Annotated in this window: 25 protein-coding genes and 2 tRNA genes; 17 read left to right on the top strand and 10 right to left on the bottom strand. The window is 71.9% G+C overall.

The features are described from left to right. The first annotated feature begins 94 nt into the window (after nt 1-94). Nucleotides 95-271, top strand: coding sequence for a hypothetical protein (locus ACQEVM_RS24045; RefSeq protein WP_433082285.1), 177 nt, complete (start codon nt 95-97; stop codon nt 269-271). On the opposite strand, the gene ACQEVM_RS24040 is transcribed toward ACQEVM_RS24045, so the two are convergent. After that, on the bottom strand, nt 212-832 hold the full coding sequence (locus ACQEVM_RS24040; protein WP_433082283.1) for a CGNR zinc finger domain-containing protein: 621 nt from the start codon (nt 830-832) through the stop codon (nt 212-214). The two genes, ACQEVM_RS24045 and ACQEVM_RS24040, sit on opposite strands and share 60 nt — an antisense overlap. Nucleotides 833-1,031: 199 nt before the next feature. Beyond that, nucleotides 1,032-1,445, bottom strand: coding sequence for an SsgA family sporulation/cell division regulator (locus ACQEVM_RS24035; protein ID WP_030011909.1), 414 nt, complete (start codon nt 1,443-1,445; stop codon nt 1,032-1,034). Nucleotides 1,446-1,622: 177 nt separating this feature from the next. Here ACQEVM_RS24035 and ACQEVM_RS24030 point away from each other — a divergent pair, with 177 nt between their 5' ends. Both ACQEVM_RS24030 and ACQEVM_RS24025 read left to right on the top strand, forming a co-directional pair. Continuing rightward, on the top strand, nt 1,623-2,060 hold the full coding sequence (locus ACQEVM_RS24030; RefSeq protein ID WP_433082281.1) for a TIGR02611 family protein: 438 nt from the start codon (nt 1,623-1,625) through the stop codon (nt 2,058-2,060). Nucleotides 2,061-2,116: 56 nt separating this feature from the next. Continuing rightward, a tRNA-Val gene (locus ACQEVM_RS24025) sits at nt 2,117-2,188 on the top strand. 59 nt (nt 2,189-2,247) lie between these two features. On the opposite strand, the gene ACQEVM_RS24020 is transcribed toward ACQEVM_RS24025, so the two are convergent. Continuing rightward, complete coding sequence (locus ACQEVM_RS24020; RefSeq protein WP_433082279.1) at nt 2,248-4,575, bottom strand: SCO7613 C-terminal domain-containing membrane protein; 2,328 nt, start codon at nt 4,573-4,575, stop codon at nt 2,248-2,250. 184 nt (nt 4,576-4,759) lie between these two features. On the opposite strand from ACQEVM_RS24020, the gene ACQEVM_RS24015 reads away from it, so the two are divergent. After that, nucleotides 4,760-4,831 (top strand) — tRNA-Val (locus ACQEVM_RS24015). A gap of 52 nt (nt 4,832-4,883) precedes the next feature. Here ACQEVM_RS24015 and ACQEVM_RS24010 read toward each other — a convergent pair. Then, the gene (locus ACQEVM_RS24010; RefSeq protein ID WP_053684397.1) at nt 4,884-5,609 is read right to left on the bottom strand and encodes a 3'-5' exonuclease; all 726 of its coding nucleotides are present in this window, start codon (nt 5,607-5,609) and stop codon (nt 4,884-4,886) included. 207 nt (nt 5,610-5,816) lie between these two features. Between ACQEVM_RS24010 and ACQEVM_RS24005 the strand changes: the two genes are divergently transcribed. Both ACQEVM_RS24005 and ACQEVM_RS24000 read left to right on the top strand, forming a co-directional pair. Next, a complete protein-coding gene (locus ACQEVM_RS24005; RefSeq protein WP_433082276.1) occupies nt 5,817-6,407 on the top strand; it encodes a DUF4365 domain-containing protein in 591 nt (196 codons plus the stop codon). After that, entirely contained in the window at nt 6,407-7,624 is a 1,218-nt protein-coding gene (locus tag ACQEVM_RS24000) for a hypothetical protein (RefSeq protein ID WP_433082274.1), read from the top strand. The genes ACQEVM_RS24005 and ACQEVM_RS24000 overlap by 1 nt, the downstream gene beginning before the upstream one ends. A gap of 57 nt (nt 7,625-7,681) precedes the next feature. Here the strand turns inward: ACQEVM_RS24000 and ACQEVM_RS23995 are convergent, their stop codons facing one another. The 3 genes from ACQEVM_RS23995 to ACQEVM_RS23985 all read right to left on the bottom strand — a co-directional run bounded on the left by ACQEVM_RS23995 (nt 7,682) and on the right by ACQEVM_RS23985 (nt 9,359). Beyond that, nucleotides 7,682-8,140: an SRPBCC family protein gene (locus tag ACQEVM_RS23995; RefSeq protein WP_433082272.1), complete on the bottom strand. Its 459-nt coding sequence runs from the start codon at nt 8,138-8,140 to the stop codon at nt 7,682-7,684. Between the two features lie 138 nt (nt 8,141-8,278). Continuing rightward, nucleotides 8,279-8,845 (bottom strand): TetR/AcrR family transcriptional regulator, encoded by a 567-nt coding sequence (locus ACQEVM_RS23990; protein WP_433082270.1) that lies wholly within the window; start codon nt 8,843-8,845, stop codon nt 8,279-8,281. A 31-nt stretch (nt 8,846-8,876) separates the two neighbouring features. Further along, nucleotides 8,877-9,359, bottom strand: coding sequence for a GNAT family N-acetyltransferase (locus ACQEVM_RS23985; RefSeq protein WP_433082268.1), 483 nt, complete (start codon nt 9,357-9,359; stop codon nt 8,877-8,879). 169 nt (nt 9,360-9,528) lie between these two features. On the opposite strand from ACQEVM_RS23985, the gene thrS reads away from it, so the two are divergent. After that, the gene (gene thrS, locus ACQEVM_RS23980) at nt 9,529-11,505 is read left to right on the top strand and encodes a threonine--tRNA ligase (protein ID WP_053676663.1); all 1,977 of its coding nucleotides are present in this window, start codon (nt 9,529-9,531) and stop codon (nt 11,503-11,505) included. Nucleotides 11,506-11,520: 15 nt separating this feature from the next. Here the strand turns inward: thrS and ACQEVM_RS23975 are convergent, their stop codons facing one another. Further along, a complete protein-coding gene (locus ACQEVM_RS23975) occupies nt 11,521-12,210 on the bottom strand; it encodes a potassium channel family protein (protein ID WP_433082265.1) in 690 nt (229 codons plus the stop codon). A 67-nt stretch (nt 12,211-12,277) separates the two neighbouring features. Here ACQEVM_RS23975 and ACQEVM_RS23970 point away from each other — a divergent pair, with 67 nt between their 5' ends. Beyond that, nucleotides 12,278-12,838 (top strand): HIT family protein, encoded by a 561-nt coding sequence (locus ACQEVM_RS23970; protein ID WP_053676661.1) that lies wholly within the window; start codon nt 12,278-12,280, stop codon nt 12,836-12,838. A 77-nt stretch (nt 12,839-12,915) separates the two neighbouring features. Here the strand turns inward: ACQEVM_RS23970 and ACQEVM_RS23965 are convergent, their stop codons facing one another. Together ACQEVM_RS23965 and ACQEVM_RS23960 are read right to left on the bottom strand one after the other, a co-directional pair. Continuing rightward, on the bottom strand, nt 12,916-14,580 hold the full coding sequence (locus ACQEVM_RS23965; RefSeq protein ID WP_433082262.1) for a hypothetical protein: 1,665 nt from the start codon (nt 14,578-14,580) through the stop codon (nt 12,916-12,918). 158 nt (nt 14,581-14,738) lie between these two features. After that, nucleotides 14,739-16,934 (bottom strand): elongation factor G-like protein EF-G2, encoded by a 2,196-nt coding sequence (locus tag ACQEVM_RS23960; RefSeq protein ID WP_433082260.1) that lies wholly within the window; start codon nt 16,932-16,934, stop codon nt 14,739-14,741. Nucleotides 16,935-17,198: 264 nt separating this feature from the next. On the opposite strand from ACQEVM_RS23960, the gene pgsA reads away from it, so the two are divergent. The 9 genes from pgsA (at nt 17,199) to ruvA (ending at nt 24,409) form a co-directional block, all read left to right on the top strand. Further along, entirely contained in the window at nt 17,199-17,858 is a 660-nt protein-coding gene (gene pgsA / locus ACQEVM_RS23955; protein WP_433082258.1) for a phosphatidylinositol phosphate synthase, read from the top strand. Continuing rightward, nucleotides 17,858-18,763, top strand: coding sequence for a phosphatidylinositol mannoside acyltransferase (locus tag ACQEVM_RS23950; RefSeq protein WP_433082256.1), 906 nt, complete (start codon nt 17,858-17,860; stop codon nt 18,761-18,763). Before pgsA ends, ACQEVM_RS23950 begins: the two co-directional genes overlap by 1 nt. Next, complete coding sequence (locus ACQEVM_RS23945) at nt 18,760-19,920, top strand: glycosyltransferase family 4 protein (RefSeq protein WP_433082254.1); 1,161 nt, start codon at nt 18,760-18,762, stop codon at nt 19,918-19,920. Before ACQEVM_RS23950 ends, ACQEVM_RS23945 begins: the two co-directional genes overlap by 4 nt. A gap of 93 nt (nt 19,921-20,013) precedes the next feature. Next, nucleotides 20,014-20,553, top strand: a complete 540-nt coding sequence (locus ACQEVM_RS23940; protein WP_053676655.1) for a hypothetical protein — start codon at nt 20,014-20,016, stop codon at nt 20,551-20,553. A 137-nt stretch (nt 20,554-20,690) separates the two neighbouring features. Then, nucleotides 20,691-21,608: a pyridoxal 5'-phosphate synthase lyase subunit PdxS gene (gene pdxS, locus ACQEVM_RS23935; RefSeq protein WP_053676654.1), complete on the top strand. Its 918-nt coding sequence runs from the start codon at nt 20,691-20,693 to the stop codon at nt 21,606-21,608. A 5-nt stretch (nt 21,609-21,613) separates the two neighbouring features. After that, entirely contained in the window at nt 21,614-22,207 is a 594-nt protein-coding gene (gene pdxT / locus ACQEVM_RS23930; RefSeq protein WP_433082252.1) for a pyridoxal 5'-phosphate synthase glutaminase subunit PdxT, read from the top strand. 57 nt (nt 22,208-22,264) lie between these two features. Then, the gene (locus ACQEVM_RS23925) at nt 22,265-23,017 is read left to right on the top strand and encodes a YebC/PmpR family DNA-binding transcriptional regulator (RefSeq protein WP_053676652.1); all 753 of its coding nucleotides are present in this window, start codon (nt 22,265-22,267) and stop codon (nt 23,015-23,017) included. Between the two features lie 196 nt (nt 23,018-23,213). Next, entirely contained in the window at nt 23,214-23,780 is a 567-nt protein-coding gene (gene ruvC / locus ACQEVM_RS23920) for a crossover junction endodeoxyribonuclease RuvC (protein ID WP_266951383.1), read from the top strand. Beyond that, nucleotides 23,777-24,409 (top strand): Holliday junction branch migration protein RuvA, encoded by a 633-nt coding sequence (gene ruvA, locus ACQEVM_RS23915; RefSeq protein ID WP_433082249.1) that lies wholly within the window; start codon nt 23,777-23,779, stop codon nt 24,407-24,409. The genes ruvC and ruvA overlap by 4 nt, the downstream gene beginning before the upstream one ends. The last annotated feature ends 233 nt before the right edge of the window (nt 24,410-24,642 follow it).

Genomic DNA, 24,642 nt, shown 5'->3' with positions numbered 1-24,642 from the left:
GCGTGTGCGAACGGACGGGAACTGACGAACTCCCGCGTGTTCGTTGGCGTGTTGATCGCCGAATCGGGGTGCGCTGCGCGATCATCGCCCCGACATGCTCGACACATCGCAGGGTGAGCCGCAGGCTCCCGCCCCCGTCGCCGAGGCCCCCGTCGCCCCCGAAGCACGCGGTTGTCTCTACGCGCTCTCCCAGCCGCCCTTGATGATCTTCCTAGGGGTGATCGGAACCCTGCTGCTGCTCGCCGCCATGCACGACCTCTTCCTGCTCTGAATCGTGCGCGTCGGCTTCCTTGCGGCGCGCCCGGTACGCCGCCACGTGCAGGCGGTTTCCGCAGGTCCGGCTGTCGCAGTAGCGGCGCGACCGGTTCCGGGACAGGTCCACGAAGGCGCGCCGGCAGTCGGGGGCCTCGCAGCGGCGCAGCCGCTCCTCCTCGCCGGAGACCACGATGAACGCCAGCGCCATGCCGCCGTCCGCGGCCAGGTGGTCACCCAGCGAGGCGCCCGGCGCGAAGTAGTGCACGTGCCAGTCGTAGCCGTCGTGGTCGGTCAGGCGTGGGGTGGTGCCCGCCGTGGCCACCAGTTCGTTGATCTGCGTCGCGGCCGCGCGCGAGGTCGGTGCCGCGAACACGCGGGCGAACTTGCCGCGCACCGCGCGCACCCCGGACAGGTCACGGGCGCCGAGCTCGCCGACGTCGCTGATCGCGTACTCGCGGACGAAACCGCGCAGTGCGCCCAGGTCCGACAGCCCGTCCGCGCGGCCGGGCTCGGCCGCGGTGTTCACCAGCGCGACGACGACGTCGAGCGCGCGACGGGTGTCGTGGGGGATCTGCACGAGGTCTCCCTGGAGGGCGGGCCTGCGACGACGGGCCTGCCGTCACTTGGGGGCCGACTCTAGCGGGTCCTCCGCGAAGCGCACCGGCGCCGCCCTCGCGGTTGGCTTCCGCGAGAACAGCGCCGGCACGGCCGTATGTGGTTGTCCGACGCGCACCGTCGCCCCGAGTCGGACGGTGTCGCGCCGGTGGGAGCCTGGCTCAGCTTTCGGCCAGGATGTGGGAGAGCTCCTTGTCGAGGTCGAAGTGCCGGTGCTCGGTCCCGGGTGGGACCGCGGCGTCCGTCCGCTTGAGGAACGACTCGAGTGCTCGGGCGGGTGCTTCGAGCAGCGCTTCTCCCTCCGGTGAGCTCAGGGCGATGCAGACGACGCCCTGACCGTGGCTGCGGGACGGCCAGACGCGGACGTCGCCGGTACCGGTGGGCCGGTGGAGGCCCTCGGCGAGGAGGTCGCGGGCGAATACCCATTCGACCGTCTCCTCGGCGCCGGTGTGGAAGGTGGCGTGCACGGCGTAGGGGTCGGCCGTGTCATACCGCAGGCCCGCGGGAACAGGCAGTGAGGACTCGCTCGACACAACGAGGCGCAGGTGCAGCTCGCAGCTGACCGTGGTGTTCATAAGCGCCAGGGCCTTTCGCTCAGTGTGCGCTCGGGGATTCGCACGTCGGCGAAATCGACATGCCACCTACGGTGCCGTTGTAAACCCCTCTGACCGTTTTGCGGACCTCTGGGTCCCTCGAACGGCGGATCCAAACCACCGTTCACGCGTGTATCCGGCTCGGGTAGATTCGGTGCCATGAATACGGGGAGTGACCGCGAGACCCATGAGTCCGCGACCAGTGCGACGGAACCGGACGAGCAGCCGCACGTGTCGAGGGCGCCGGCCTTCGTCAAGGCCCGGCGCAGTCTGCACCTGAGCTGGCAGGTCGGCGTTTTCATCGTCGGCCTGGCCGTCATCGCCGCCGGTGTGGCGATGCTCGTCCTGCCGGGCCCGGGCTGGGTCGCGATCTTCGCCGGCCTGTTCATCTGGGGCACCGAGTTCGCCTGGGCGCAGGTCGTGCTGCGCTGGACGAAGCGCAAGGTGGCCGAGGCGGCGCAGAAGGCCCTCGACCCGAGGGTGCGCCGCCGCAACATCATCCTGACCAGCGTCGGCCTCGTGATCGCCGGCGTGCTGGTCGGCTTCTACCTGTGGAAGTACGGCCTGATGCTGCCGTGGAACATCAAGGACCAGTGATCCTTCCCTGATGGCGGGGAGCACCGCTGACATGCGGTAATGTTTGCGGTGCGTCCGGGCGATTAGCTCAGTGGGAGAGCACTTCGTTCACACCGAAGGGGTCACTGGTTCGAACCCAGTATCGCCCACCCGGACCAGAGGCCCGGAGACTTCACCGTCTCCGGGCCTTCGGCGTTTCCCGGGGGTGTCACCCCAGCCGGCCGAACGCGGCCCGCAGTCGACGGGCGTCGCGCAACCGCGCTTCGTACGTCGCCCCCACCGCCAGCAGCAACAGGCCCGCCAGCGCCGGCGGCAGCCACCTGGGCAGCGCGCCGACGGCCTGGACCACGTAGGGGGCCAACTCGTGCAGGGCCACCGCCGCGAGCGTCGCGCCGCCCAGCAGGAGCGGCGCCCGGAGCCGCCGGTGGGCGCCGAGCAGGGTGAGGGCCAGCGACGCGAGCCCCAGCAGCAGCGGTCGCTGCCAGTGCGGGTCGCCCCAGGCCGCGATCAGGGCGGGCAGCAGGGTCGCCGCCAGTCCGGGCCCGTACGCCGTCCAGGACGAGGCGGCCGGATCTCGCCGCCGCCGTACGAAGCCCACCACCAGCGCCGGGAGCGTGACGGGCAGCGTGTACGCCTCCGGCCAGGCCACCCCGGACGCGCTCAGCCGGACCCAGGTCGCGGCCACGAACAGCGCCCAGGCCGCCCAGCCCAGCCGGCGCCGGTCCGCACGGACCGCCGCGGTCGCGCAGACCACCCCGGCCAGGGCCAGCGCCAGAGCAAGCGCGGACCGGTCGGGGGCCGCCAACGCCAGGGCGAGCACCACCGGGGCGATCGACGCGGCCTCGGCGGGAACCCGTACGGCGCCCCACCGGGGGCCGAGCGCGACCACCGCGGCGGCCACGGCCGACAGCGGCGGCGCCCACCACACGACCGCGAGGTCCGACAGCGCGCACAGGGCCACCACCAGGGCCGTGGCCCAGCCGACGGTGAGCACCGCGGCCCCGGCCCGCGCCCACCCGGGCCCGGGCCGGTACGCCGCTCCCGCCGCGCCGGCGGCCGTCAGGGCCCCGAGCGCCAGGACCGTGGCCGACCGGCCGTCCAGCGCCCCCACAGCCACGTTCCCGGCCCCCAGGAGCGCGCACCCGGCGGCCGCGATCCCCAGGCCTGAACCCCCGGGCCGGGGCCGCAGCGCGAGCGCCCCCGCGACCACCGTCACCGACAGTTGCGCCGCGAGCACGGCCGCCACCGGGAACCCGAGCAGCACCGGAGCCGTGAACAGCCCGGCCCAGCCCAGGACCGCCGCGAGCACCCCGGGCTCGGGCCGGGGCGGGAGCAGCCGGGCCGCCGTGGCGGCCGCGCCCGCCGTCACCAGCAGCGTCACCGCCACCGCCGCGCCCGTGGCGGGCCGGTCCACCTCCGGGGTCGTCGCCGCCCACACCTCGCCGAGCACCCGCAGCCGGGCCGCAAGCACCGGGACCACCGACGCCAGGGCCCAGAACGCCGCCACCGCCGTCACACCCAGCCCCGCGCGGGCCAGGCCACGCCGCACCGCCCCCGGTACCGAGGCCGCCCCCACCGCCGCCGGCAGGGTCAGCGCCAGGGCCACCGCCAGGTGCGCCGGCACCGCCCAGCCCGTGTCCCACCCCGGGGAGAGCGGGCCGGCCACCGCCACGACCGCGGCCAGACCGCCCGCGAGCGCCGCCGCGGAGGCCCCCGGCACCCGCCAGGCCACCGCCACGCCGAGCGCCGCACCCGCCGCGAGCAACAGCGCCGGAGCCGACGCGCCCGGGCCGGCCGCCGACTCCGCGAACCCGACTGCCAGCGCGGCCACGCCCAGCGCGGCCCCCGCCGGCCACGCGGCCTGCGCCCGGGGCACCGTCATCGCCGCGACCAGGTCGAGCGCGGCCGTCGCCAGCAGCGCCCAACCGAGCCCCACCGGGTCCGCCGCGGAGGCGAGCGCCGCCAGCGGCAGCGGGAACTGCGCCGCCGCCACGGCGACGGGCAGCGGCAGTCGAAGCCCGGGCAACGCGAACCCGTACCCGGCCCAGAGCGCCGCCAGGACACCGGCCGCCCCCGCCGCGTACGCCGTGCCGTCGACCGTCGACATCCCGACGGCGTGCACCGCGTACGCGTCCAGCACCGTCAGCAACAGCCCCAGCGCGGCGACCGACTCGGCCGTGGACCGCAGTCCGCGACGCAGCAGCGGCTGCGGCGCGACGAGCGCCCCCACCGTCACCACGGCCAACGCCGCGGCGCGCCCGGCGATGCCGAGGGAGCCCCAGCTGACGAGGGTGAAGGCGAGCGCGGCCACCGAGAGCAGCACGGCGCCCAACGTCAGCAGCACGTTCTGCGCGCCGCGCCCCGAGGCGTCCTTGGCCGGGAGCGAGGGCGGTACGGGCGCCGACGGCCACGGGATCGGAGGCAGTCGCAGCAACCAGTCACGGCGGGCCGTCAGATGGGCGCGACGGGCGTCGAGCAGGGCGAGTTCGCCGTCGATGAGCGCCAGTTCCTCGGCGGGCGACAGGGGCGTGTTCATGCTCGGAGTGTGGTGCCCGTCACGCCGCCGGAACATCGGCGTGCGTACTCAGATCCGCCTGAGTACACCCGGTGCGCGGAACGGGGGCGGAACGGGGATCGGGTGCCGCGAGCGGCCGGCGCGAGGCCCGACCGGAAGCGGTTTGAACAGACCCCGAGGCTCTTGTATTGTTCAGTCCGTTCCCGGGCGATTAGCTCAGCGGGAGAGCACTTCGTTCACACCGAAGGGGTCACTGGTTCGATCCCAGTATCGCCCACCGGGACAGGCCGGTCCGTCACTGACGGACCGGCCTTCCGCATTCCCGGCCCTCAGGCCGCGGCCCCCAGTTCCGGTCGCAGCGGCCAGTGCGGATCAACCGATTCGGGAGTGCCCTGGCGGGCGAACCAGGCCTGGAGTCCCCGCGCCTGCGCCGCGTGCCACACCGCCTGCAGCGTGTGCAGCTCGGCCGGTGTCAGCCGCTCCAGCCGGCCCGCGAACCGGCGCCCGACCGCCCGGACGACCTCCAGCGAGGCCAGGGCGTCGGCCGACGCGTCGTGGGCCCCCTCCAGCTCTATGCCGTAGTGCTCGCACAGGTCCGTCAGCGTCCGGCGACCCTTGCGGTAGCGGTCCAGGTGCTTGTCCAACACCCGCGGATCCAGCACCGTCAGCGGCCGGTTGTCCAGATAGCGCCCCAGCGACGACGCCCGGTGCCGGCGCAACTCCCGGTCCAACAGCGTCAGATCGAAGGGCGCGTTCATCACCACCACCGGCCGGCCCGCCACCTGCTGCTCCGCGAGCGCGCGGGCTATCTCCTCCACCACCGGCGCCGGCCAACGGCCGTGGCGCTGGAGGTGCTCGTCGGTCAGACCGTGCACTTCCGTGGCGCCCGGGGGTACCGGGACACCGGGATTGACCAGCCAGCGCGTGGAGCGGACACGACCGCCCGCACACTCCTGCACGACGAGCGCGGCGGACACGATCCGATCCTGCTCGACGTCCACTCCGGTGGTCTCCGTGTCGAATGCGGCCAGCGGGCCCTCGTACCAGCGTGTCATGGCGAACTCCTCGTCCCCGGTCGGCAGGTGGGGCGCACCCGGATCACGCCGCCCTTGCCCGAATCGGTGATACCCGGGCTGTTTGCCCCGTACGCCGTTTGCGACCCGTCCGCTACGGAGACAACTTCCCTGGGGGAACGAACGGATGACCGGTCGTCACCCCGACACCCTCACTCTGCGGAGCCCGGAAGGCATGGGGAGCCGGCCATGGCGCTCACACAGCCCGAACCGTTCGGGGTGCCACCGGCGCGGATCGGTCCGCGGTCGGACGCGGGAACCGGACCGTTGCGCGGCACACTCGCCACCACCGCCTGCATGGAGACCCTCCAAGTGGGATACCTGCACGCCGTCGCGGCCGCGGCCGGCTGCTCGCTGTCCCAGCCCTTCCCGGACAACGGCATCGACTGGCACGTCAGTCACGGCGCCCCCGAGCACGTCGTCGACGACGAGGTCACCATCAAGGTGCAGTTGAAGGCGACCTACCAGACACCGCCCCGGCCGGCCGGGGCCACCTTCGGCTTCACCCTCGACAACGAGCACCTCGTGAAGCTGGCGCGCACTCCCGTCGCCGTCCACAAGATCCTCGTGGTGATGCTCGTACCGAGGGAGCGCGAACAGTGGTTGGCCGCCGGACACGACCGGCTCGACCTGCGGCACTGCTGCTACTGGACCAACCTCGCCGGACAGCCCGTGACCGGCCGGCGCCGGACCACCGTACGGATCCCGACCACGCGGATCTTCGACGACCGGGCGCTGTGCGAGATCATGACCCGGGTCGGGTCGGGAGGGACACCTTGATGGAACGGTACTCACCGCGCCCGGAGCCGCTGACGCCCCCGGATCCCACCGTGTACGCGGACGCCGCCACGCCCGATCCCGCGAAGGTCGACCCCGCCGTGCTCGGTGCGCTGCTGCACCGGCACGGCTGGCTGCGACGCGGCGGGGCAGCCGGTCGGTACGGCAGGTGGGCGCCGCCCGGGCACCCCGGCACCAGCCTGCTCGTCCCCGAGAGCCGGACCTTCCCCGACTGCGCGGACCTGCTGGACGAGGCGTTGGCCGCGCTGGCGCACAGCGGGCTGCCCTCGGCCCGGGAGGTGCTGTTCGGGTTGAGCGTGCCGAGCGACGAGATCCGCTGGGAACGGGAGTTCCCCGAGGGGACGTACCCGTCGCAGGGCGCGGAGGCCTGGACCGTACAGGAACAACTCCGCTCGGCGGCCCGGCAACTGCTGCTCGCCGGCGCCCTGGCGGCGCACGCCCGCGCCGGGTACTACGGGGCGCGTCACCGGGCACAGGCCGAACGGGCCCTGGACGGAGTGCTGGTGGGGCCTTCTCCGGGCGGCCGGCGACTCGCCGCGTACGTTCCGGTGGACGGCGGGAGGGGCATCACCGCCCGGCTCCACCACGCGCTGCACGCCGCCCGCGAGGCGGTGGACTACCGGCGGGCCACCGGCGGCATGGACGCTTTCGACGCGGCGGTGGAGGCCGGCGTCAGCCGGGAACTCGCCGATGCCCTGATCGCCCTCGTCCGGGGTTCGGAAGGGGCCCGGATCGCGTTGGCCTGGGCTCCGGCGGCGGGCGTCCCGGCCGGGTGCGCGGCCCGACCGGAGGCGGTGGAGTTCTCCCCGGGCGACCTGCCGGTGCTGCGCGAGGCGGCCGCCCGGTACACCCGGGACGAACCGGCGATCCCCGTCCGGTTGGCCGGGGCCGTGGTCCGGATGCGGCGCTCGGCGGCGGGCGGCGGCGGGACGGTGCGGCTGCGGGTGCTGTCGGGGGCGGAGGTGCCCTACGTACGGGCCGCCCTGGACGAGGAGTCGTACCGGGTCGCCGGCCACGCCCACCTGGTGGGGCTGCCGGTCCGGGTCAGCGGGCGGCTCCAGCGGCGGGGCGGGTTCCGCAGGCTGACGGACGCGGTGGACGTGCGGCCGGTCCCGCTGGACGAGGTCGAACGGGACCGGCTGATGAAGTCGCTCGACGAGGCCTTCGACCCCTCGGAGGTGCTTCCCTCCGACGACTAGCGGCCTCTGATCGCAGGGGGTTGTGTCTGGTGGGGGTTCGGTCGGCTTCGGTGGCCTTCAGTGGGCTTCGGCGGTGGTCTTGAGGAGGTGGAGCCACTCCTCCAGCGACTGGCGCAGCGCCGCCTCCAGTTCGGCGGGGCGTGCCTCGACGGGGGCGCCGGCCCAGGACTCCTCGGTGCGGACGGTGACTCCCTCGGCGCTTTCGTGGAAGGTCCAGACGTGGATTCCGTCGATGCCGTGGGCGGGGCCGCCCCAGGCGATCCGCTCGCCCGGCGTCACGTCGAGGACGGTGGAGGTGATGTCGAGCCCGTGGGTGAGCCAGCGGAAGCGGGTGCCCGCGGCGAGGGGTCCCACGAACTCGACACGGTCGATGCCGGTGTGCCAGTCGGACCAGCCGGCGATGTCGGTGTGCAGGGCCCACACCGTGGCGAGGGGGGCCGCGACGGTGGTCTCCAGGCGGACGACGGCGGGGGCGTTCTCGTCGATCGTGGTGGGGCGGGCGTTGTTCGTGGTCATGACGGTTCTCCTGGTTCGGTGGGTGGTGGTGGGCTGTTGCAGGAGTGTGAGTGGTTGACCACTCACACTCTGGTCCGGAAACGGGGCGGGCCCGGGGCCCGCCCTGCTCTCGTCGTTCGTCCTCGATCGTCGGCGCCGTCAGTGGTGCCGGACTCCCGCCGAGAGGGTCCGTGTCCACGGCGCGTCCACGGCCTGCGTGTCCATCGACACCAGCAGGTGGCAGAGCATGCCGATCGCGAAGAATCGCTGCACCTCGGGTTCATCGCCGCCCGAGGCGCCGCGCACGTACTCCACCAGGCGGGCGTAGCCGGCCCGGACGGCGTCGCGGACCGCGGTCTCCGACACGGCCGCCGCCTGGGCGTGGGTGAGGACGAGCAGCAGGTCCTTGTCCGCGATCAGGTGGGCGTAGGCGTCGCCCATGGCGCTCAGCACCGTCTCGGGCGCACTGCCGGCGGCGTTCGCCGCGCCCTCCTCCAGGCTGGCCCGCACCCGGGTGAAGCAGTGCTCGACGACCGCGGTGAACAGCGCCTCCTTGTTGGGGAAGAGTCGGTAGACGTACGACTGCGAGATGCCGGCGGCCTTGGCGACCTCCGTGGTCGTGGTGCCGAAGTAGCCGCGCGAGGCGAAGGCCCCGATGGCCGTGCGCAGCACCGTGTCCCGGCGTTCCTCGGCAGAGGAGAGCTGTCGACGTCGTTCCGTGTTCATGTGAGTAATAAACCACTCACACTTTTCGATGTCAACGGATCGGGGGAGCGAGGGGAGCGGGACCTCGGGAGAACGAGGCCATCCGCAGCCCCGGGACGGGCTCGAAGTCCTCGCCGCGCAGGAAGCCGAGACGTTCGTACAGGGCCACGGCGGGCGCGTTCGCGGCGCCGGTGGTGACGGTGACGGGGCGGTCGGCCGGCAGCCGCGCGCACAGCAGCGAGGCGATGCCCCGGCGGAACCAGGCCGGATCCACACACAGCCGGTCGACGCACACGCCGCCGGCCCCCGTGTCCTCCCAGGCGAGGAACCCGGCGATCACGTCGTCCCGCGCGACCGCGCCGATCCAGTGCAACGGCCGCTCCCGCATCTCGTCGAGGCTCTCCCGCAGGGCGGGGATGCCGTCGAAGCCGATGAGCGCGGCCTCCACGCCGTACGCGGCCCGACCGACGCGGTGCACGGCGGCGGCGGTGGGCTCGTGGTCGAGGTCCAGCGGGCGGACGAGCACGTGCGGCATGACGGTTCGCTCCAGGGGGTCGGGACGCGGCGAAACGGTACCCCGGCCGGTCACCGCCGAGGTGGGCGTCCGGCTCCGGCGAACAACCGTTTAGCGATGGCGCCCCCCGGCTCGGTACGATTCAGGCGCGCAGTGTTCGCTCGCGCACCCCCTGAGTCAGGAGAGACCGGTGTCAGACGTCCGTGTGATCATCCAACGCGATTCCGAGCGGGACGAGCGCGTGGTGGCCACGGGCACTACGGCGGCCGAGCTCTTCGCCGGCGAGCGCACCATCGTCGCCGCGCGCATCGCGGGGGAGCTGAAGGACCTCGCGTACGAGGTGAAGGACGGCGAGACCGTCGAACCGGTGGAGATCTCCTCCGAGGACGGCCTGAACATCCTGCGCCACTCGACCGCGCACGTCATGGCGCAGGCCGTGCAGGAGCTGTTCCCCGAGGCCAAGCTGGGCATCGGCCCGCCGGTCCGCGACGGCTTCTACTACGACTTCGACGTCGCCCGCCCCTTCACCCCCGATGACCTCAAGGCCATCGAGAAGAAGATGCAGGAGATCCAGAAGCGCGGGCAGAAGTTCGCCCGCCGCGTGGTCACCGACGAGGCGGCCCGCGAGGAGCTGGCGGACGAGCCGTACAAGCTGGAACTCATCGGCATCAAGGGTTCGGCCTCGACCGACGACGGTGCGAACGTCGAGGTGGGCGGCGGCGAGCTGACCATCTACGACAACCTCGACGGCAAGACCGGCGAACTGTGCTGGAAGGACCTCTGCCGCGGTCCCCACCTGCCCACCACCCGCAACATCCCCGCCTTCAAGCTCATGCGCAACGCGGCCGCCTACTGGCGCGGCAGCGAGAAGAACCCGATGCTCCAGCGCATCTACGGCACCGCGTGGCCCTCCAAGGACGAGCTGAAGGCCCACCTCGACTTCCTCGCCGAGGCCGAGAAGCGCGACCACCGCCGGCTCGGCACCGAACTCGACCTGTTCTCCGTACAGGACGAGATCGGCTCCGGCCTGGCCGTCTTCCACCCGCGGGGCGGCGTCATCCGCCGCACCATGGAGGACTACTCGCGCAAGCGCCACGAGGAAGAGGGCTACGAGTTCGTCTACACCCCGCACGCCACCAAGGGCGCCCTCTTCGAGAAGAGCGGGCACCTGGACTGGTACGCGGAGGGCATGTACCCCCCCATGCAGCTCGACGGTGGTACCGACTACTACCTCAAGCCCATGAACTGCCCGATGCACAACCTGATCTTCGACGCGCGCGGCCGCTCCTACCGTGAACTGCCGCTGCGCCTCTTCGAGTTCGGCACCGTGTACCGGTACGAGAAGTCCGGCGTGGTGCACGGTCTGACCCGCTCGCGCGGCTTCACCCAGGACGACGCGCACATCTACTGCACCAAGGAGCAGATGGCGGAGGAACTCGACCGCACCCTGACCTTCGTGCTGAACCTGCTGCGCGACTACGGTCTGACCGACTTCTACCTGGAGCTGTCGACCAAGGACCCGGAGAAGTTCGTCGGCTCGGACGAGGTCTGGGAGGAGGCCACCGCCGTCCTCCAGTCGGTCGCCGAGAAGCAGGGCCTGCCCCTGGTCCCGGACCCGGGCGGCGCCGCCTTCTACGGCCCGAAGATCTCCGTGCAGTGCCGTGACGCGATCGGTCGCACCTGGCAGATGTCGACCGTGCAGCTCGACTTCAACCTGCCGGAGCGCTTCAACCTGGAGTACACCGGCCCCGACGGCTCCCGTCAGCGCCCGGTCATGATCCACCGTGCGCTGTTCGGTTCCATCGAGCGCTTCTTCGCCGTGCTGCTGGAGCACTACGCGGGCGCCATGCCGCCGTGGCTGGCCCCCGTCCAGGCCGTCGGCATCCCGATCGGCGACGGACACGTGGAGTACCTGCAGGAGTTCGCCGCCGAGGCGAAGAAGCAGGGGTTGCGCGTCGAGGTGGACGCCTCCTCGGACCGGATGCAGAAGAAGATCCGCAACCACCAGAAGCTCAAGGTCCCGTTCATGATCATCGTCGGTGACGAGGACATGGCCGCCGGCACCGTCTCCTTCCGCTACCGCGACGGTTCGCAGGAGAACGGCGTGGCCAAGGACGAGGCCCTGGCCAAGCTGGCCAAGGTCGTCGCGGACCGCGTCCAGGTCTGACCGACCCGCCGCAGGTCAGAAGGGGGCTTGGGGGGAACTCTCGTTCCCCCCGGGCCCCTTCTCGTCCTCCCGGCGGAAGACCTGGATCAGCCAGGACGAGAACGAACCGGTCACCGCGCCCAGCAGGGCCACACCGAAGACCATCAGCCCGACCGCGATCAGCCGCCCCACCGGGGTCACCGGGGTGATGTCCCCGTAGCCGACCGTCGTCAGTGTCTGGCACACCCACCACAGCGAGTCCCCGAAGGTACGGATCGTGGCGTCCGGGGCCAGGCGCTCCTCGTGGTAGACGCACAACGCCCCGGAGAAGCCGAGCAGGACCGCCGAGAGCCCGGCATAGGTGATCACCCGCTCGTACAGTCCGCGGCGCGGGCGGTCCTGCTTGGCCTGGATCGCGTCGTGGACCTTGACCATCCGCAGGGGCCGCAGCAGCGGCAGGATGACCACCAGGGTGTCCAGCCAGTGCAGCCGGATGAAGCGGAGCGGTCGCCGGCGGCTCAGCACCATCCGGACCACGTAGTCCACGATGAAGCAGATCCACATCAGCAGGACCATCAGTCCGGCGATGTCCCGCCAGAGGTGATCGGCCTTGTGGGCGAGTACGCGGACCGCGTATCCCGCGATGAAGATCAGGGAGGCGTAGAACAGCGGCAGCTCGGTCCGGCGTTCCCAGGCCTTGTCGCGGGGCTCGACATCGGGGTGCATGTGCCCAGCATCGGGGCGGAGGTACCCGTCTTCGCCCCGGCGACACGCCCCGCGCGGGCAAGGTCATATGCTGCATCCCATGACGATTGAGCCGGAGCAGCAGATCGGTGTGGGCACGCAGGACGCGTTCCAGCGTCTGTGGACGCCCCACCGGATGGCCTACATCCAGGGGGAGAACAAGCCGACCGGTCCGGAGGCCGGGGACGGCTGTCCCTTCTGCGGGATTCCGGACATGTCGGACGAGGACGGGCTCGTGGTCGCCCGGGGCAGGCACGTCTACGCCGTGCTCAACCTGTACCCGTACAACGGTGGCCACCTGATGGTCGTCCCGTACCGGCACGTCGCCGATTACACGGAACTCGACGCCGCCGAGACCGCCGAGCTCGCCGACCTGACGAAGCGGGCCATGACCGCCCTGCGCAAGGCGTCCGGGGCGCACGGATTCAACATCGGCATGAACCAGGGCGCGGCGGCCGGCGCCGGCATCGCCGCGCACCTGCACCAGCACATCGTGCCGCGCTGGGGCGGGGACACGAACTTCATGCCGGTCGTCGGCCACACCAAGGTGCTGCCGCAACTGCTCGCGGACACCCGTCAGATGCTCGCGGACGCCTGGCCCACCGACTGAGACGCGAGGGCCGGCCGGTCCGGGAGGCCCACGCCTCCCGGCCCGGCCGGCCCGCCCTCGCGCCGTACCGTCCGCGCCTACGCGTCGTAGACGTCCGCCTTGCGCGGCGACGGCTCCTGGATCAGACCGCTCATGATCGAGGAGCGGTTGGTGAAGCGGTCGGTGTCGACGCCGTTCTCCTCCAGGACCTTGAACGCGGCGGTGTGCACCGACCGCAGGACCGGAGCCACGGTGCGCAGGGCGTCGTCCGCCATGAAGCGGTGGCGCCACATCGAACCGGCCCACACGTGCCGCAACCCGAACGGCTCGGGCAGGATCAGCTTGCCGCCGAAGTACTCCAGGAGCGGCGGGTACCAGGTCAGCGAGGCACGCACGGCCAGGCGGACGACCTCCGTCGCGTCCACCAGCGGGAGCTGTCGCTCCACCGTCTCCCAGAAGCGGACGGACTTGGCCACCTCGACCGTCTTGGGCGCGGACTTCGTGGTGAACAGACCGTGCACGGGACCCAGGGCGTGGGCGGTGACGTCCACCCGCAGGGTCTTGTAGAGCACCGTGACCGTCACCAGCATCGTGATGACGAGCTGCCCGTCCCAGAGCGGGTACTGGATGCCCAGATAGTGCCGGTTGCCCGCGCTGAACTGCTGCTCGTTGCAGATCCGGGTGATCTCGTGCGGCTTCACCAGGAAGGTGTCCACGTCCTCGCCGGTGGGCCGGGCCACCTCCGCCGCGCCCTCGCCGATCGGGGTGACGATCCAGTGCTGGATCGACGCGGTCGGGAAGCCCCCGGTGTGCAGCGGGCCACGCTCCAGCTTGCGGAGCTGGGTGTCGATCGCGCGTATGACGTCCCAACTGCGGAAGGGGTGGATGTCGGCGCCCTCGGTCCTCGGCGTCAGCTCCTCGGCCATCTGCCAGCTGCCCCAGCGGGTGCCCATGCCGAGGATCCCCTTGGGGCCGGCGTAGAAGGCGGAGTTGCTGCGGTCCTCGGCGGTGAGCTTCGCCAGTTGGTGGCGCAGGTCCTCACGGGCCTTCTCGTCGGGGTTGCCCGGCACCGCCTCGGGGATCTTGGCGGCGACGCCCCCGCCGCCCAGCAGCCCGTCCCAGCGGGAACGCATGTCGACGGCGGTGGCCTCGCAGATCCGCCGGGCCAGGAACCAGCCCAGCGCCGGAGCGATGATCATCGCCCGCAGGTATATCCCGAGGAACCCGGTGAAGGGCAACCGGAACATCAACACCGCCACCACGACGGCGACGCCCACGAGCAGGGCGGTGACCAGCCAGGACCGCTTGCCCTCGCCCTTGCCCAGGGACTTGCGGAGCTGGAAGAGGCCCAGCCACAGCAACAGCCCGGGCAGGAAGATCACCCCGCAGACCAGCACGATCATGCGCAGCTTGCGGTCGCGCTCCTTGCGGATGCGGGAGGCCGCCAGGCAGTGCTCGACGACGGTCTGCGGGTCGGCGCCGAAGGACTGGATGAGCGGCTTGCGGCCGGCGCCGAGGGTGCGTACCTCGACCGCGCGGCAGAAGGCCTCGCCCAGGTTGGGTTCGAAGAGGGAGATCTTCGGGGCCTTGACCTTCGACTCGTGGAGGTCGTTGTTGGCCTTGAGGATCTCCTCCAGCTTGCCGTCGCGGTACGCGGCGGACGCCAACGCGTTGGTCGCGGCGGTCTGCCCACCGCCTCCCTGGAGCGGAACCTGCGCCCCGGGCCTGAAGTCGAAACCGTCGTCCGCCACCATTGCCCCCATCACCGTGCGCCTGTGCCCACTGCCGGCCCGCGCCTGCCGTCGTCCTGCCCCGCACCGCCGAAAAGCCTATCGGCGCAGCCTGCCCCGTGGTCATGGGACAGGGAAATACCGCCCACCGCAAGCCGGTTGGGTGGGCGGTCGCCGCAGCGCTATGTCAACTACGTTCCCTTCTCGGCCTGTTCGCGAATCTTTTCCGCCAATTGTGGTGGCATGGGTTCGTGGCGTGCGTAGCTGCGACGGAACCCGCCCGTGCCGTGCGACACGGACCGCAACTCCACCGCGTACCGGCCGATCTCGATCTCCGGGATCTCCGCGCGCACCCGCGTCCGACCCGGCCCGGCCTGGTCGGAGCCGACGACGCGACCCCGGCGCCCCGCGAGGTCGCTCATGACCGGGCCGACGTACTCGTCGGGCACCAGAACGTCGAGTTCCGCGACGGGCTCCAGGAGGTGCATGGTCGCCTCGGCGGCGGCCTCGCGCAGGGCCAGCGCGCCCGCGGTCTGGAAGGCGGCGTCGGAGGAGTCCACCGAGTGCGCCTTGCCGTCGAGCAGCGTGATCCGTACGTCCACCAGCGGGTATCCGGCCGCGACCCCGCGCGCGGCCTGGGCGCGGACGCCCTTCTCCACGGACGGGATGAACTGGCGGGGCACCGAACCGCCGACCACCTTGTCGACGAACTCCACGCCGCTGCCGGCCGGCAGCGGTTCGACCCGGATCTCGCAGATGGCGAACTGGCCGTGGCCCCCGGACTGCTTGACGTGGCGACCGCGCCCGGTGGCCTCGGCCCCGAAGGTCTCGCGCAGGCTGACCTTGTGGGGGACCGGGTCCACCTGGACCCCGTAGCGGGTCCGCAGGCGTTCGAGCACCAGGTCCTGGTGGGCCTCGCCCAGGCACCACAGGACGAGCTGACGCGTGTGCGGGTTCTGCTCCAGCCGCAGCGTCGGGTCCTCGGCCACGAGACGGGCCAGCGCCTGCGAGAGCTTGTCCTCGTCGGCCTTGCCGTGTGCCTCGACGGCGAGGGGCAGCAGGGGATCGGGCATCGACCAGGGTTCCATCAGGAGGGGCCGGTCCTTGGCGGAGAGGGTGTCGCCCGTCTCGGCGCGGGTGAGCTTCGCCACGCAGGCGAGGTCGCCGGCGATGCACCGGCCCAGGGGCCGCTGGTGCTTGCCGAAGGGGGAGGAGAGGGCGCCGGTCCGCTCGTCCACGTCGTGGTCCTCGTGCCCGCGGTCCGTGAGCCCGTGGCCGGACACGTGCACCGTCGCCTCGGGGAGCAGGGTGCCGGAGAAGACGCGGACGAGGGAGACGCGGCCGACGTAGGGGTCGGAGGACGTCTTGACGACCTCGGCCACGAGGGGCCCCTCGGGATCACAGGTGACCGGGGGGTGGGCGGAACCGTCGGGGGCGGTGACGGCGAGCGGCGCGCGTTCCGCCGGGGTCGGGAAGCCGCCGGTGACCAGTTCGAGGAGTTCCACCGTCCCGAGGCCCTGACGGGCTCCCTCGGCCGCGGGCGCCGCCATCAGCACGGGGTGGAAGGTGCCGCGCGCCACGGCCCGCTCCAGGTCGTCCACGAGGGTCTTGACGTCGATGTCCTCGCCGCCGAGGTAGCGGTCCATGAGGCTCTCGTCCTCGCTCTCCGCGATGATCCCCTCGATCAGGCGGGAGCGGGCGTCGGTGATGAGGGCGAGTTCCGCGGGGTCCGGGTCGCGTTCGACGCGTTCTCCGGAGCCGTAGTCGTACACGCGCCGCGAGAGCAGGCCCAGCAGTCCGGTGACGGGGGCGTGCCCGTCCGGGCCCGCGGGCCCGTGCAGGGGCAGGTAGAGCGGTACGACGGCGTCCGGGTCCTCGGCGCCGAAGATCTCCCCGCAGACGCCGGCCATCTGCGCGTAGTCGGACCGGGCCGCCTCCAGGTGGGTGACGACGATGGCCCGGGGCATGCCGACGGCCTCGCACTCGTCCCAGACCATGCGGGTGGCGCCGTCGATCCCGTCGGCGGCGGAGGCGACGAAAAGGGCCGCGTCCGCGGCGCGCAGACCGGCCCTGAGTTCACCGACGAAGTCGGCGTATCCCGGAGTGTCCAGGATGTTGATCTTGATCCCGCCCCATTCGACGGGGACGAGGGAGAGCTGGACGGACCGGTGACGACGATGTTCGATCTCGTCGTGATCGGAGACGGTCGACCCGTCCTCGACCCGGCCGGCTCGATTGACGGCCCCTGCGGTCAGCGCCAGGGCCTCGACCAACGTGGTCTTGCCGGCGCCGCTGTGGCCGACCAACACGACGTTCCGTACGGAAGTGGGCCGGTCGGCCGTCAGTGCCCTGCCGGCGGCCCCGGCTTGGTGTGATGTGGCTCCCATGATGCTCGTGCCTCCCGGTGTCGCGGTGAGGAGGGTGATCGGGGTCCTTCGAGCTTTGCACCGGTGTCACACCACGTCCATACGTCGTACCCGGAGCCGTACGGAGCACGACGAACGGCCGGCGCGGAGCCGACGTGGAGCCGGCGCGGGGATTGTCCGGGGCGAACCGGTGGGTGCGCGGCACCCGGGGCGCGAGGCGCCGGCTACGATGGGCCAGCCGGTGGCCGCTGTGGCCGTGCGGCCCAGCGACCCTCCGGGAAGGCCATGCTGAACAAGTACGCGCGTGCATTCTTCACGCGTGTTCTCACGCCGTTCGCCGCATTTCTCCTCCGTCGGGGGGTGAGCCCGGACGCCGTCACCCTGATCGGCACCGCCGGAGTGGTGGCCGGAGCGCTGGTCTTCTTCCCACGGGGCGAGTTCTTCTGGGGCACGATCACCATCACCCTCTTCGTCTTCTCCGACCTGGTCGACGGGAACATGGCCCGCCAGGCCGGCGTCTCCAGCCGCTGGGGGGCGTTCCTCGACTCGACGCTCGACCGGGTGGCCGACGCGGCCATCTTCGGCGGACTCGCCCTCTGGTACGCGGGCTCCGGGAACCACGACGTGCTCTGCGCCGTGTCGATCTTCTGCCTGGCCAGCGGACAGGTGGTCTCCTACACCAAGGCCCGGGGCGAGTCGATCGGGTTGCCCGTGGCGGTCAACGGGCTCATCGAACGCGCCGAGCGCCTGGTGATCACCCTCGTCGCGGCCGGCCTGTCCGGGCTCCAGACCTTCGGCGTCCCCTCCTGGATCGGCGTGCTCCTGCCGATCGCCCTGTGGGTGGTCGCGGTGGGCTCCCTCGTCACGCTGATCCAGCGGGTGGTCACCGTGCGCCGCGAGGCCGCGGAGGCCGACGCCGCTGCGACCGAAGGCGGGGCCGCCTGATGGGCGCCGTACAGGACAAGCTCGTCGACGGGCTCTACGGGCTCGGCTGGGCGGGAGTGAAGAAGCTCCCCGAGCCCGCGGCGGTGGCCCTCGGCCGCCGGATCGCGGACTACGCCTGGAAGCGGCGCGGCAAGAGCGTGCTGCGCCTGGAGTCGAACCTGGCCCGGGTGGTCCCGGACGCGACCCCCGAAGCCCTGCGGGAACTGTCGCGGGCCGGCATGCGCTCGTACATGCGGTACTGGATGGAGTCCTTCCGACTGCCCACGATGGACCCGAAGCGGTTCGGCACGGACGTCGAGATGAAGGACGACCACATCCTGCGCGAGGCGCTGGCCGCCGGACGCGGGGTCGTGGTCGCACTGCCGCACCTCGCGAACTGGGACCTCGCCGGTGCCTGGGCCACTGGCCACATCGGCGTGCCGTTCACCACGGTCGCCGAGCGGCTCAAGCCCGAAACCCTGTACGACCGCTTCGTGGCCTACCGGGAGAGCCTCGGCATGGAGGTGCTCCCGCACAGCGGCGGCGCCGCCTTCGGCACCCTGGCCCGACGGCTCCGCTCCGGGGGACTGGTCTGCCTGGTCGCCGACCGGGACCTGTCGGCCTCCGGGGTCGAGGTGGACTTCTTCGGCTCCACGGCGCGCATGCCCGCGGGACCGGCGCTCCTGGCCCAGCAGACGGGCGCGGTGCTGCTTCCGGCCACCCTGTACTACGGGGACACCCCGAAGATGTACGGCCGGATCCACCCCGAGGTGGCCGTGCCGAAGAACGGCACCCGGGTCGAGAAGACGGCCGTCATGACCCAGGCCGTCGCCGACGTGTTCGCCGCGGGAATCGCCGAGCACCCCGAGGACTGGCACATGCTGCAGCGGCTGTGGCTGGACGACCTGGAGGAACGCGCGCAGTGAAGATCGGCATCGTGTGCCCGTACTCGTGGGACGTACCGGGCGGCGTCCAGTTCCACATCCGTGACCTCGCGGAACACCTGATCCGCAGCGGCCACGAGGTGTCGGTGCTCGCCCCCGCGGACGACGAGACCCCGCTGCCGCCCTACGTGGTCTCGGCGGGACGAGCGGTCCCGGTGCCGTACAACGGATCGGTGGCCCGGCTGAACTTCGGCTTCCTGTCCGCGGCCCGCGTCCGGCGCTGGCTGCACGACGGCGTCTTCGACGTGATCCACATCCACGAACCGGCCTCACCGTCCCTCGGCCTGCTGTCCTGCTGGGCGGCCCAGGGACCGATCGTCGCCACCTTCCACACCTCCAACCCCCGCTCGCGCGCGATGATCGCCGCGTACCCGATCCTCCAGCCGGCGCTGGAGAAGATCAGCGCCCGCATCGCGGTGAGCGAGTACGCGCGCCGGACCCTCGTGGAACACCTCGGCGGGGACGCCGTCGTCATCCCCAACGGGGTCGACGTGGACTTCTTCGCCAAGGCCGAACCCAAGGCGGAGTGGGGCGGCCGGACCCTCGGCTTCATCGGCCGGATCGACGAGCCCCGCAAGGGCCTGCCCGTGCTCATGGCGGCCTTCCCCAAGATCGTGGAGGCCTGCCCGGACGTACGGCTGCTCGTGGCAGGCCGCGGCGACGAGGAGGAGGCCGTGGCCTCGCTGCCGGCCGACCTCCGCTCCCGGGTCGAGTTCCTCGGCATGGTCTCGGACGAGGACAAGGCGCGACTGCTGCGCAGCGTCGACGTGTACGTCGCCCCCAACACCGGTGGCGAGAGCTTCGGCATCATCCTCGTCGAGGCCCTCTCGGCCGGAGCCGCGGTGCTGGCCTCGGACCTGGACGCCTTCGCGCAGGTACTGGACCAGGGAGGCGCGGGCGACCTCTTCACCAACGAGGACGCCGACTCCCTCGCGGCGGGCGCCGTCGCCCTCCTGCGGGACCCGCAGCGCCGGGCGGAACTGAGCACCCGCGGCTCCGCGCACGTGCGGCGCTTCGACTGGTCGACGGTCGGAGCGGACATCCTGGCCGTCTACGAAACGGTCACCGACGGCGCGGCGGCGGTCGCGGAGGACGAACGCGTCGGCCTGCGCGCACGGTTGGGCTTCTCGCGGGACTAGGGCGTCGCCCAGGCGTCCCCCGGCCCCGGGCGCCGCTGGCCGCCGTCGGGCCGGGCCCGGACCGCGGGCCCGCGAAAGGTAGAGTCGCGGCCCGTGATCGAAACCCTTGTCTGGATTGCCCTGGGCCTCGGCGTCATCGGGGTCTACCTCAGTTGGACCGCCGGTCGGCTCGACCGGCTGCACTCGCGGATGGACGCCGCCCGGGCCGCCCTCGACGCGCAGCTCGTGCGGCGGGCGTCGGTGGTGCTGGAGGTGGCCACCTCGGGTGTGCTCGACCCGGCCTCGTCGCTGGTGCTGTACGAGGCCGCGCACGGGGCCCGGCAGGCCGAGGAGGAGCACCGTGAGGTGGCCGAGAGCGAACTGAGCCAGGCGCTGCGCGCGGTGTTCGCCGACGTGGACCAGGTCGAGGTGCTGAAGGCCGCTCCCGGCGGCGCGGAGGCCACCGAGGAGCTGGCGGCCGCCGTCCGCCGGGTGCCGATGGCCCGCCGCTTCCACAACGACGCCGTACGGGCGGCCCGCGCGCTGCGCAGGCACCGCAAGGTCCGTTGGTTCCGCCTGGCCGGACACGCCCCCTTCCCGCTCGCCTTCGAGATGGACGACGAGCCCCCGGTGGATCTTGCGGAACGGCCGTAGCGGCCCCACTTGTACCCAATGGCCAAATCGGAAGGAGCCACCGGCTCCTCATTGGCCCTTGCAGTGGACTGGTCGTGGGGGGTTTGCTCACCGCAGTACCACCGCAGCACCCGTCTTCCTTCGAGTGAGGTCAATCCGTGAGCACGCTTCCCTCCACCCCGCAGTCCGCTGAGTCCGCGATCGGCACGTCCCGCGTCAAGCGCGGCATGGCCGAGCAGCTCAAGGGCGGCGTGATCATGGACGTGGTCAACGCCGAGCAGGCGAAGATCGCCGAAGACGCCGGCGCCGTGGCCGTCATGGCCCTGGAGCGGGTCCCCGCCGACATCCGCAAGGACGGCGGCGTGGCCCGGATGTCCGACCCCAACATGATCGAAGAGATCATCGAGGCCGTCTCCATCCCCGTCATGGCCAAGTCCCGCATCGGCCACTTCGTCGAGGCGCAGGTGCTCCAGTCCCTCGGCGTCGACTACATCGACGAGTCCGAGGTCCTGACCCCGGCCGACGAGGTCAACCACTCCGACAAGTGGGCGTTCACCACCCCCTTCGTCTGTGGCGCCACCAACCTGGGCGAGGCCCTGCGCCGCATCGCCGAGGGCGCGGCCATGATCCGTTCCAAGGGCGAGGCCGGCACCGGCAACGTCGTCGAGGCCGTCCGCCACCTGCGCCAGATCAAGAACGAGATCGCCCGCCTGCGCGGCTTCGACAACAACGAGCTGTTCGCCGCCGCCAAGGACCTGCGCGCCCCGTACGAGCTGGTCAAGGAGGTCGCCGAGCTCGGCAAGCTTCCGGTCGTGCTGTTCTCCGCCGGTGGCGTCGCCACCCCGGCCGACGCCGCGCTGATGCGCCAGCTCGGCGCCGAGGGCGTCTTCGTCGGCTCCGGCATCTTCAAGTCCGGCGACCCGGCCAAGCGCGCCGCCGCCATCGTGAAGGCCACCACCTTCTACGACGACCCGAAGATCATCGCCGACGCCTCCCGCAACCTGGGCGAGGCCATGGTCGGCATCAACTGCGACACCCTCCCCGAGTCCGAGCGCTACGCCAACCGGGGCTGGTAACAAGCATGAGCAGCACCCCCGTCATTGGTGTCCTGGCACTTCAGGGCGATGTACGGGAGCACCTGATCGCCCTGGCCGCGGCGGACGCCGTGGCCAGGCCGGTCCGGCGTCCCGAGGAACTCGCCGACGTCGACGCCCTGGTGATCCCCGGAGGCGAGTCCACGACCATGTCCAAGCTCGCCGTCCTGTTCGGCATGCTGGAGCCGCTGCGCGAGCGCGTGCGGGCCGGGATGCCGGTCTACGGCACCTGCGCCGGCATGATCATGCTCGCCGACAAGCTCCTGGACGGCCGCGAGGACCAGGAGACGCTGGGCGGCATCGACATGATCGTCCGCCGCAACGCCTTCGGGCGCCAGAACGAGTCCTTCGAGGCACGGATCGACTTCGCGGGCATAACCGGCGACCCGGTCGAGGGTGTCTTCATCCGCGCCCCGTGGGTAGAGTCGGTCGGCGCCTCGGTCGAGGTGCTCGCCACGTACGACGGTCACACCGTCGCGGTACGGCAGGGGAACGTGCTCGCCACGTCCTTCCACCCGGAACTGACCGGCGACGACCGCGTTCACGCGTACTTCGTCGACATGGTGCGCGCGGGGCTGTGACGCCGTCCCGGTAGGATCTGAGGCGAACACTGTTGGTGACGCGAAGGAGACAGGCAGATGTCCGGCCACTCTAAATGGGCTACGACGAAGCACAAGAAGGCCGTGGTTGACGCCAAGCGCGGCAAGCTCTTCGCGAAGCTGATCAAGAACATCGAGGTCGCGGCCCGCATGGGCGGCGCCGACATCGATGGCAACCCGACGCTCTTCGACGCCATCCAGAAGGCCAAGAAGAGCTCGGTCCCGAACAAGAACATCGACTCCGCGGTCAAGCGCGGCGGCGGCCTCGAGGCCGGCGGCGCCGACTACGAGACGATCATGTACGAGGGCTACGGCCCGAACGGCGTCGCGGTGCTCATCGAGTGCCTCACCGACAACCGCAACCGTGCCGCGTCCGACGTGCGTGTCGCCATGACCCGCAACGGCGGCTCGATGGCCGACCCGGGCTCGGTCTCGTACCTGTTCAACCGCAAGGGTGTCGTCCTCCTGCCCAAGGGCGAGCTCTCCGAGGACGACGTCCTGGAGACGGTGCTGGAGGCCGGAGCCGAAGAGGTCAACGACCTCGGCGACAGCTTCGAGATCATCAGCGAGGCCACCGACATGGTCGCGGTCCGCACCGCGCTCCAGCAGGCCGGCATCGACTACGACTCGGCCGACTCCAACTTCCTGCCCACCATGCAGGTCGAGCTGGACGAAGAGGGCGCGCGCAAGATCTTCAAGCTGATCGACGCGCTGGAGGACAGCGACGACGTGCAGAACGTCTTCGCCAACTTCGACGTGTCGGACGAGGTCATGGAGAAGGTCGACGCCTGAGCCGCCGGCTCCCGCCGCAACAGACGTGAACGGCCCGCCGGATCGATCCGGCGGGCCGTTTCGTTGGCCGAAGGCCCCCTCGGCCCTCCGCCACTCCTCTCGCCGGCCACCGAACACTGCGGACCCGTCCCGTGCCGTCACCGCCGCTGTCGGTGGTGGCCGGTAGCCTGCACACCTGCGTGAAGGAGGAGGGGACGTGCGAGTGCTCGGTGTGGACCCGGGGCTGACCCGATGCGGTATCGGGGTGGTCGAGGGCGTCGCGGGTCGCCCGCTGAAGATGTTGGGCGTGGGGGTCGTAAGGACGCCGGCGGATGCCGAGATCGGCCTGCGGCTCGTCGCCATCGAGCAGGGCATCGAAAGCTGGCTCGACGAACACCGCCCCGAACTCGTCGCGGTGGAAAGGGTGTTCAGCCAGCACAACGTCAGCACCGTCATGGGGACCGCGCAGGCCAGCGCGGTCGCCATGCTCTGCGCCGCCCGCCGCGGACTGCCCGTCGCCCTGCACACCCCCAGCGAGGTCAAGGCCGCCGTCACCGGTAGCGGTCGCGCCGACAAGGCGCAGGTGGGAGCCATGGTCACCCGCCTGCTGCGGCTCGACGCGCCGCCGAAACCGGCCGACGCCGCCGACGCCCTGGCCCTCGCCATCTGCCACATCTGGCGGGCCCCCGCCCAGAACCGTCTCCAGCAGGCGGTCGCCCTGCACGCCGCGACCGCCGCGCGCGGCTCCGCCCCCGTCTCCGCCCGGAAAGGCCGTACCCGATGATCGCCTTCGTCAGTGGCCAGGTCGCCGCCCTCGCCCCCACCCTCGCCGTGATCGAGGTCGGGGGCGTCGGCATGGCCGTGCACTGCACGCCGAACACCGTCTCCGGGCTCCGGCTGGGCGAATCCGCGCGGCTGGCGACCTCCCTGGTCGTACGGGAGGACTCGCTGACGCTGTACGGCTTCGCCGACGACGACGAGCGACAGGTCTTCGAGCTGTTGCAGACCGCCAGCGGGGTCGGGCCGAGGCTGGCCCAGGCCATGCTGGGGGTGCACAGCCCGGACGCGCTCCGGCTGGCCGTCTCCACGGGCGACGAGAAATCCCTGATGGCGGTGCCCGGCATCGGCAAGAAGGGGGCGCAGAAGCTCCTGCTGGAGCTCAAGGACAAGCTGGGCGCACCGCTGGGCACGAGCGGCCTGGTCGGGGCCCAGCGGGCCCCTGCGGCCGGACCCGCGCCGTGGACGGAGCAACTTGCCGCGGCGCTGATCGGGCTGGGGTACGCCTCGCGGGAGGCGGAGGAGGCGGTCTCGGCCGTCACCCCACAGGCCGAGGAGGCCATCGCCGCCGGCGGCTCGGCCCCCGTGCCGCAACTCCTGCGCGCCGCCCTCCAGTCCTTGAACCGGGCGCGCTGACCCCGCGACGCACCCCGGCGGCGCGCCCCCGGACCCGCCGCCCGCGCCGGCGACCCCGGCAGGCGGCGCCCGACCGGGACCGCCGCGCGACCGCAACTGCCGCCGCCCCCGCCGGCCCGGCCGGCCGGGGGAGTCCGTACGGCGGACGCCCGCGCGCGCGGTAGCCGGTCCCGGGCGGCGTCCCCGTACCGGGCCGCCCCGCAGGGCCACGATGACCACCGCACCGACCGAGA

This window comes from Streptomyces sp. CA-243310 (assembly GCF_050936775.1).
Classification (GTDB): domain Bacteria; phylum Actinomycetota; class Actinomycetes; order Streptomycetales; family Streptomycetaceae; genus Streptomyces.
Note: the sequence above shows the minus strand (reverse complement) of the source record. Positions and strands in the feature narration are given on the sequence as shown.

What these genes read in the sequence shown, in the direction of transcription:
- ACQEVM_RS24035 (WP_030011909.1), bottom strand. Translation starts at nt 1,445, where the DNA reads ATGAACACCACGGTCAGCTGCGAGCTGCACCTGCGCCTCGTTGTGTCG.
- ACQEVM_RS23965 (WP_433082262.1), bottom strand. Translation starts at nt 14,580, where the DNA reads ATGGGGGCAATGGTGGCGGACGACGGTTTCGACTTCAGGCCCGGGGCG.
- ACQEVM_RS23950 (WP_433082256.1), top strand. Translation starts at nt 17,858, where the DNA reads ATGGGCGCCGTACAGGACAAGCTCGTCGACGGGCTCTACGGGCTCGGC.
- ACQEVM_RS23985 (WP_433082268.1), bottom strand. Translation starts at nt 9,359, where the DNA reads ATGCCGCACGTGCTCGTCCGCCCGCTGGACCTCGACCACGAGCCCACC.
- pgsA (WP_433082258.1), top strand. Translation starts at nt 17,199, where the DNA reads ATGCTGAACAAGTACGCGCGTGCATTCTTCACGCGTGTTCTCACGCCG.
- ACQEVM_RS23990 (WP_433082270.1), bottom strand. Translation starts at nt 8,845, where the DNA reads ATGAACACGGAACGACGTCGACAGCTCTCCTCTGCCGAGGAACGCCGG.
- ACQEVM_RS23995 (WP_433082272.1), bottom strand. Translation starts at nt 8,140, where the DNA reads ATGACCACGAACAACGCCCGCCCCACCACGATCGACGAGAACGCCCCC.
- ACQEVM_RS23925 (WP_053676652.1), top strand. Translation starts at nt 22,265, where the DNA reads ATGTCCGGCCACTCTAAATGGGCTACGACGAAGCACAAGAAGGCCGTG.
- ACQEVM_RS24005 (WP_433082276.1), top strand. Translation starts at nt 5,817, where the DNA reads ATGGCGCTCACACAGCCCGAACCGTTCGGGGTGCCACCGGCGCGGATC.
- pdxT (WP_433082252.1), top strand. Translation starts at nt 21,614, where the DNA reads ATGAGCAGCACCCCCGTCATTGGTGTCCTGGCACTTCAGGGCGATGTA.
- ACQEVM_RS23970 (WP_053676661.1), top strand. Translation starts at nt 12,278, where the DNA reads ATGCTGCATCCCATGACGATTGAGCCGGAGCAGCAGATCGGTGTGGGC.
- ACQEVM_RS24030 (WP_433082281.1), top strand. Translation starts at nt 1,623, where the DNA reads ATGAATACGGGGAGTGACCGCGAGACCCATGAGTCCGCGACCAGTGCG.
- ACQEVM_RS24020 (WP_433082279.1), bottom strand. Translation starts at nt 4,575, where the DNA reads ATGAACACGCCCCTGTCGCCCGCCGAGGAACTGGCGCTCATCGACGGC.
- ACQEVM_RS23975 (WP_433082265.1), bottom strand. Translation starts at nt 12,210, where the DNA reads ATGCACCCCGATGTCGAGCCCCGCGACAAGGCCTGGGAACGCCGGACC.
- ruvA (WP_433082249.1), top strand. Translation starts at nt 23,777, where the DNA reads ATGATCGCCTTCGTCAGTGGCCAGGTCGCCGCCCTCGCCCCCACCCTC.
- ACQEVM_RS23960 (WP_433082260.1), bottom strand. Translation starts at nt 16,934, where the DNA reads ATGGGAGCCACATCACACCAAGCCGGGGCCGCCGGCAGGGCACTGACG.
- ACQEVM_RS24045 (WP_433082285.1), top strand. Translation starts at nt 95, where the DNA reads ATGCTCGACACATCGCAGGGTGAGCCGCAGGCTCCCGCCCCCGTCGCC.
- ACQEVM_RS24010 (WP_053684397.1), bottom strand. Translation starts at nt 5,609, where the DNA reads ATGACACGCTGGTACGAGGGCCCGCTGGCCGCATTCGACACGGAGACC.
- ACQEVM_RS24000 (WP_433082274.1), top strand. Translation starts at nt 6,407, where the DNA reads ATGGAACGGTACTCACCGCGCCCGGAGCCGCTGACGCCCCCGGATCCC.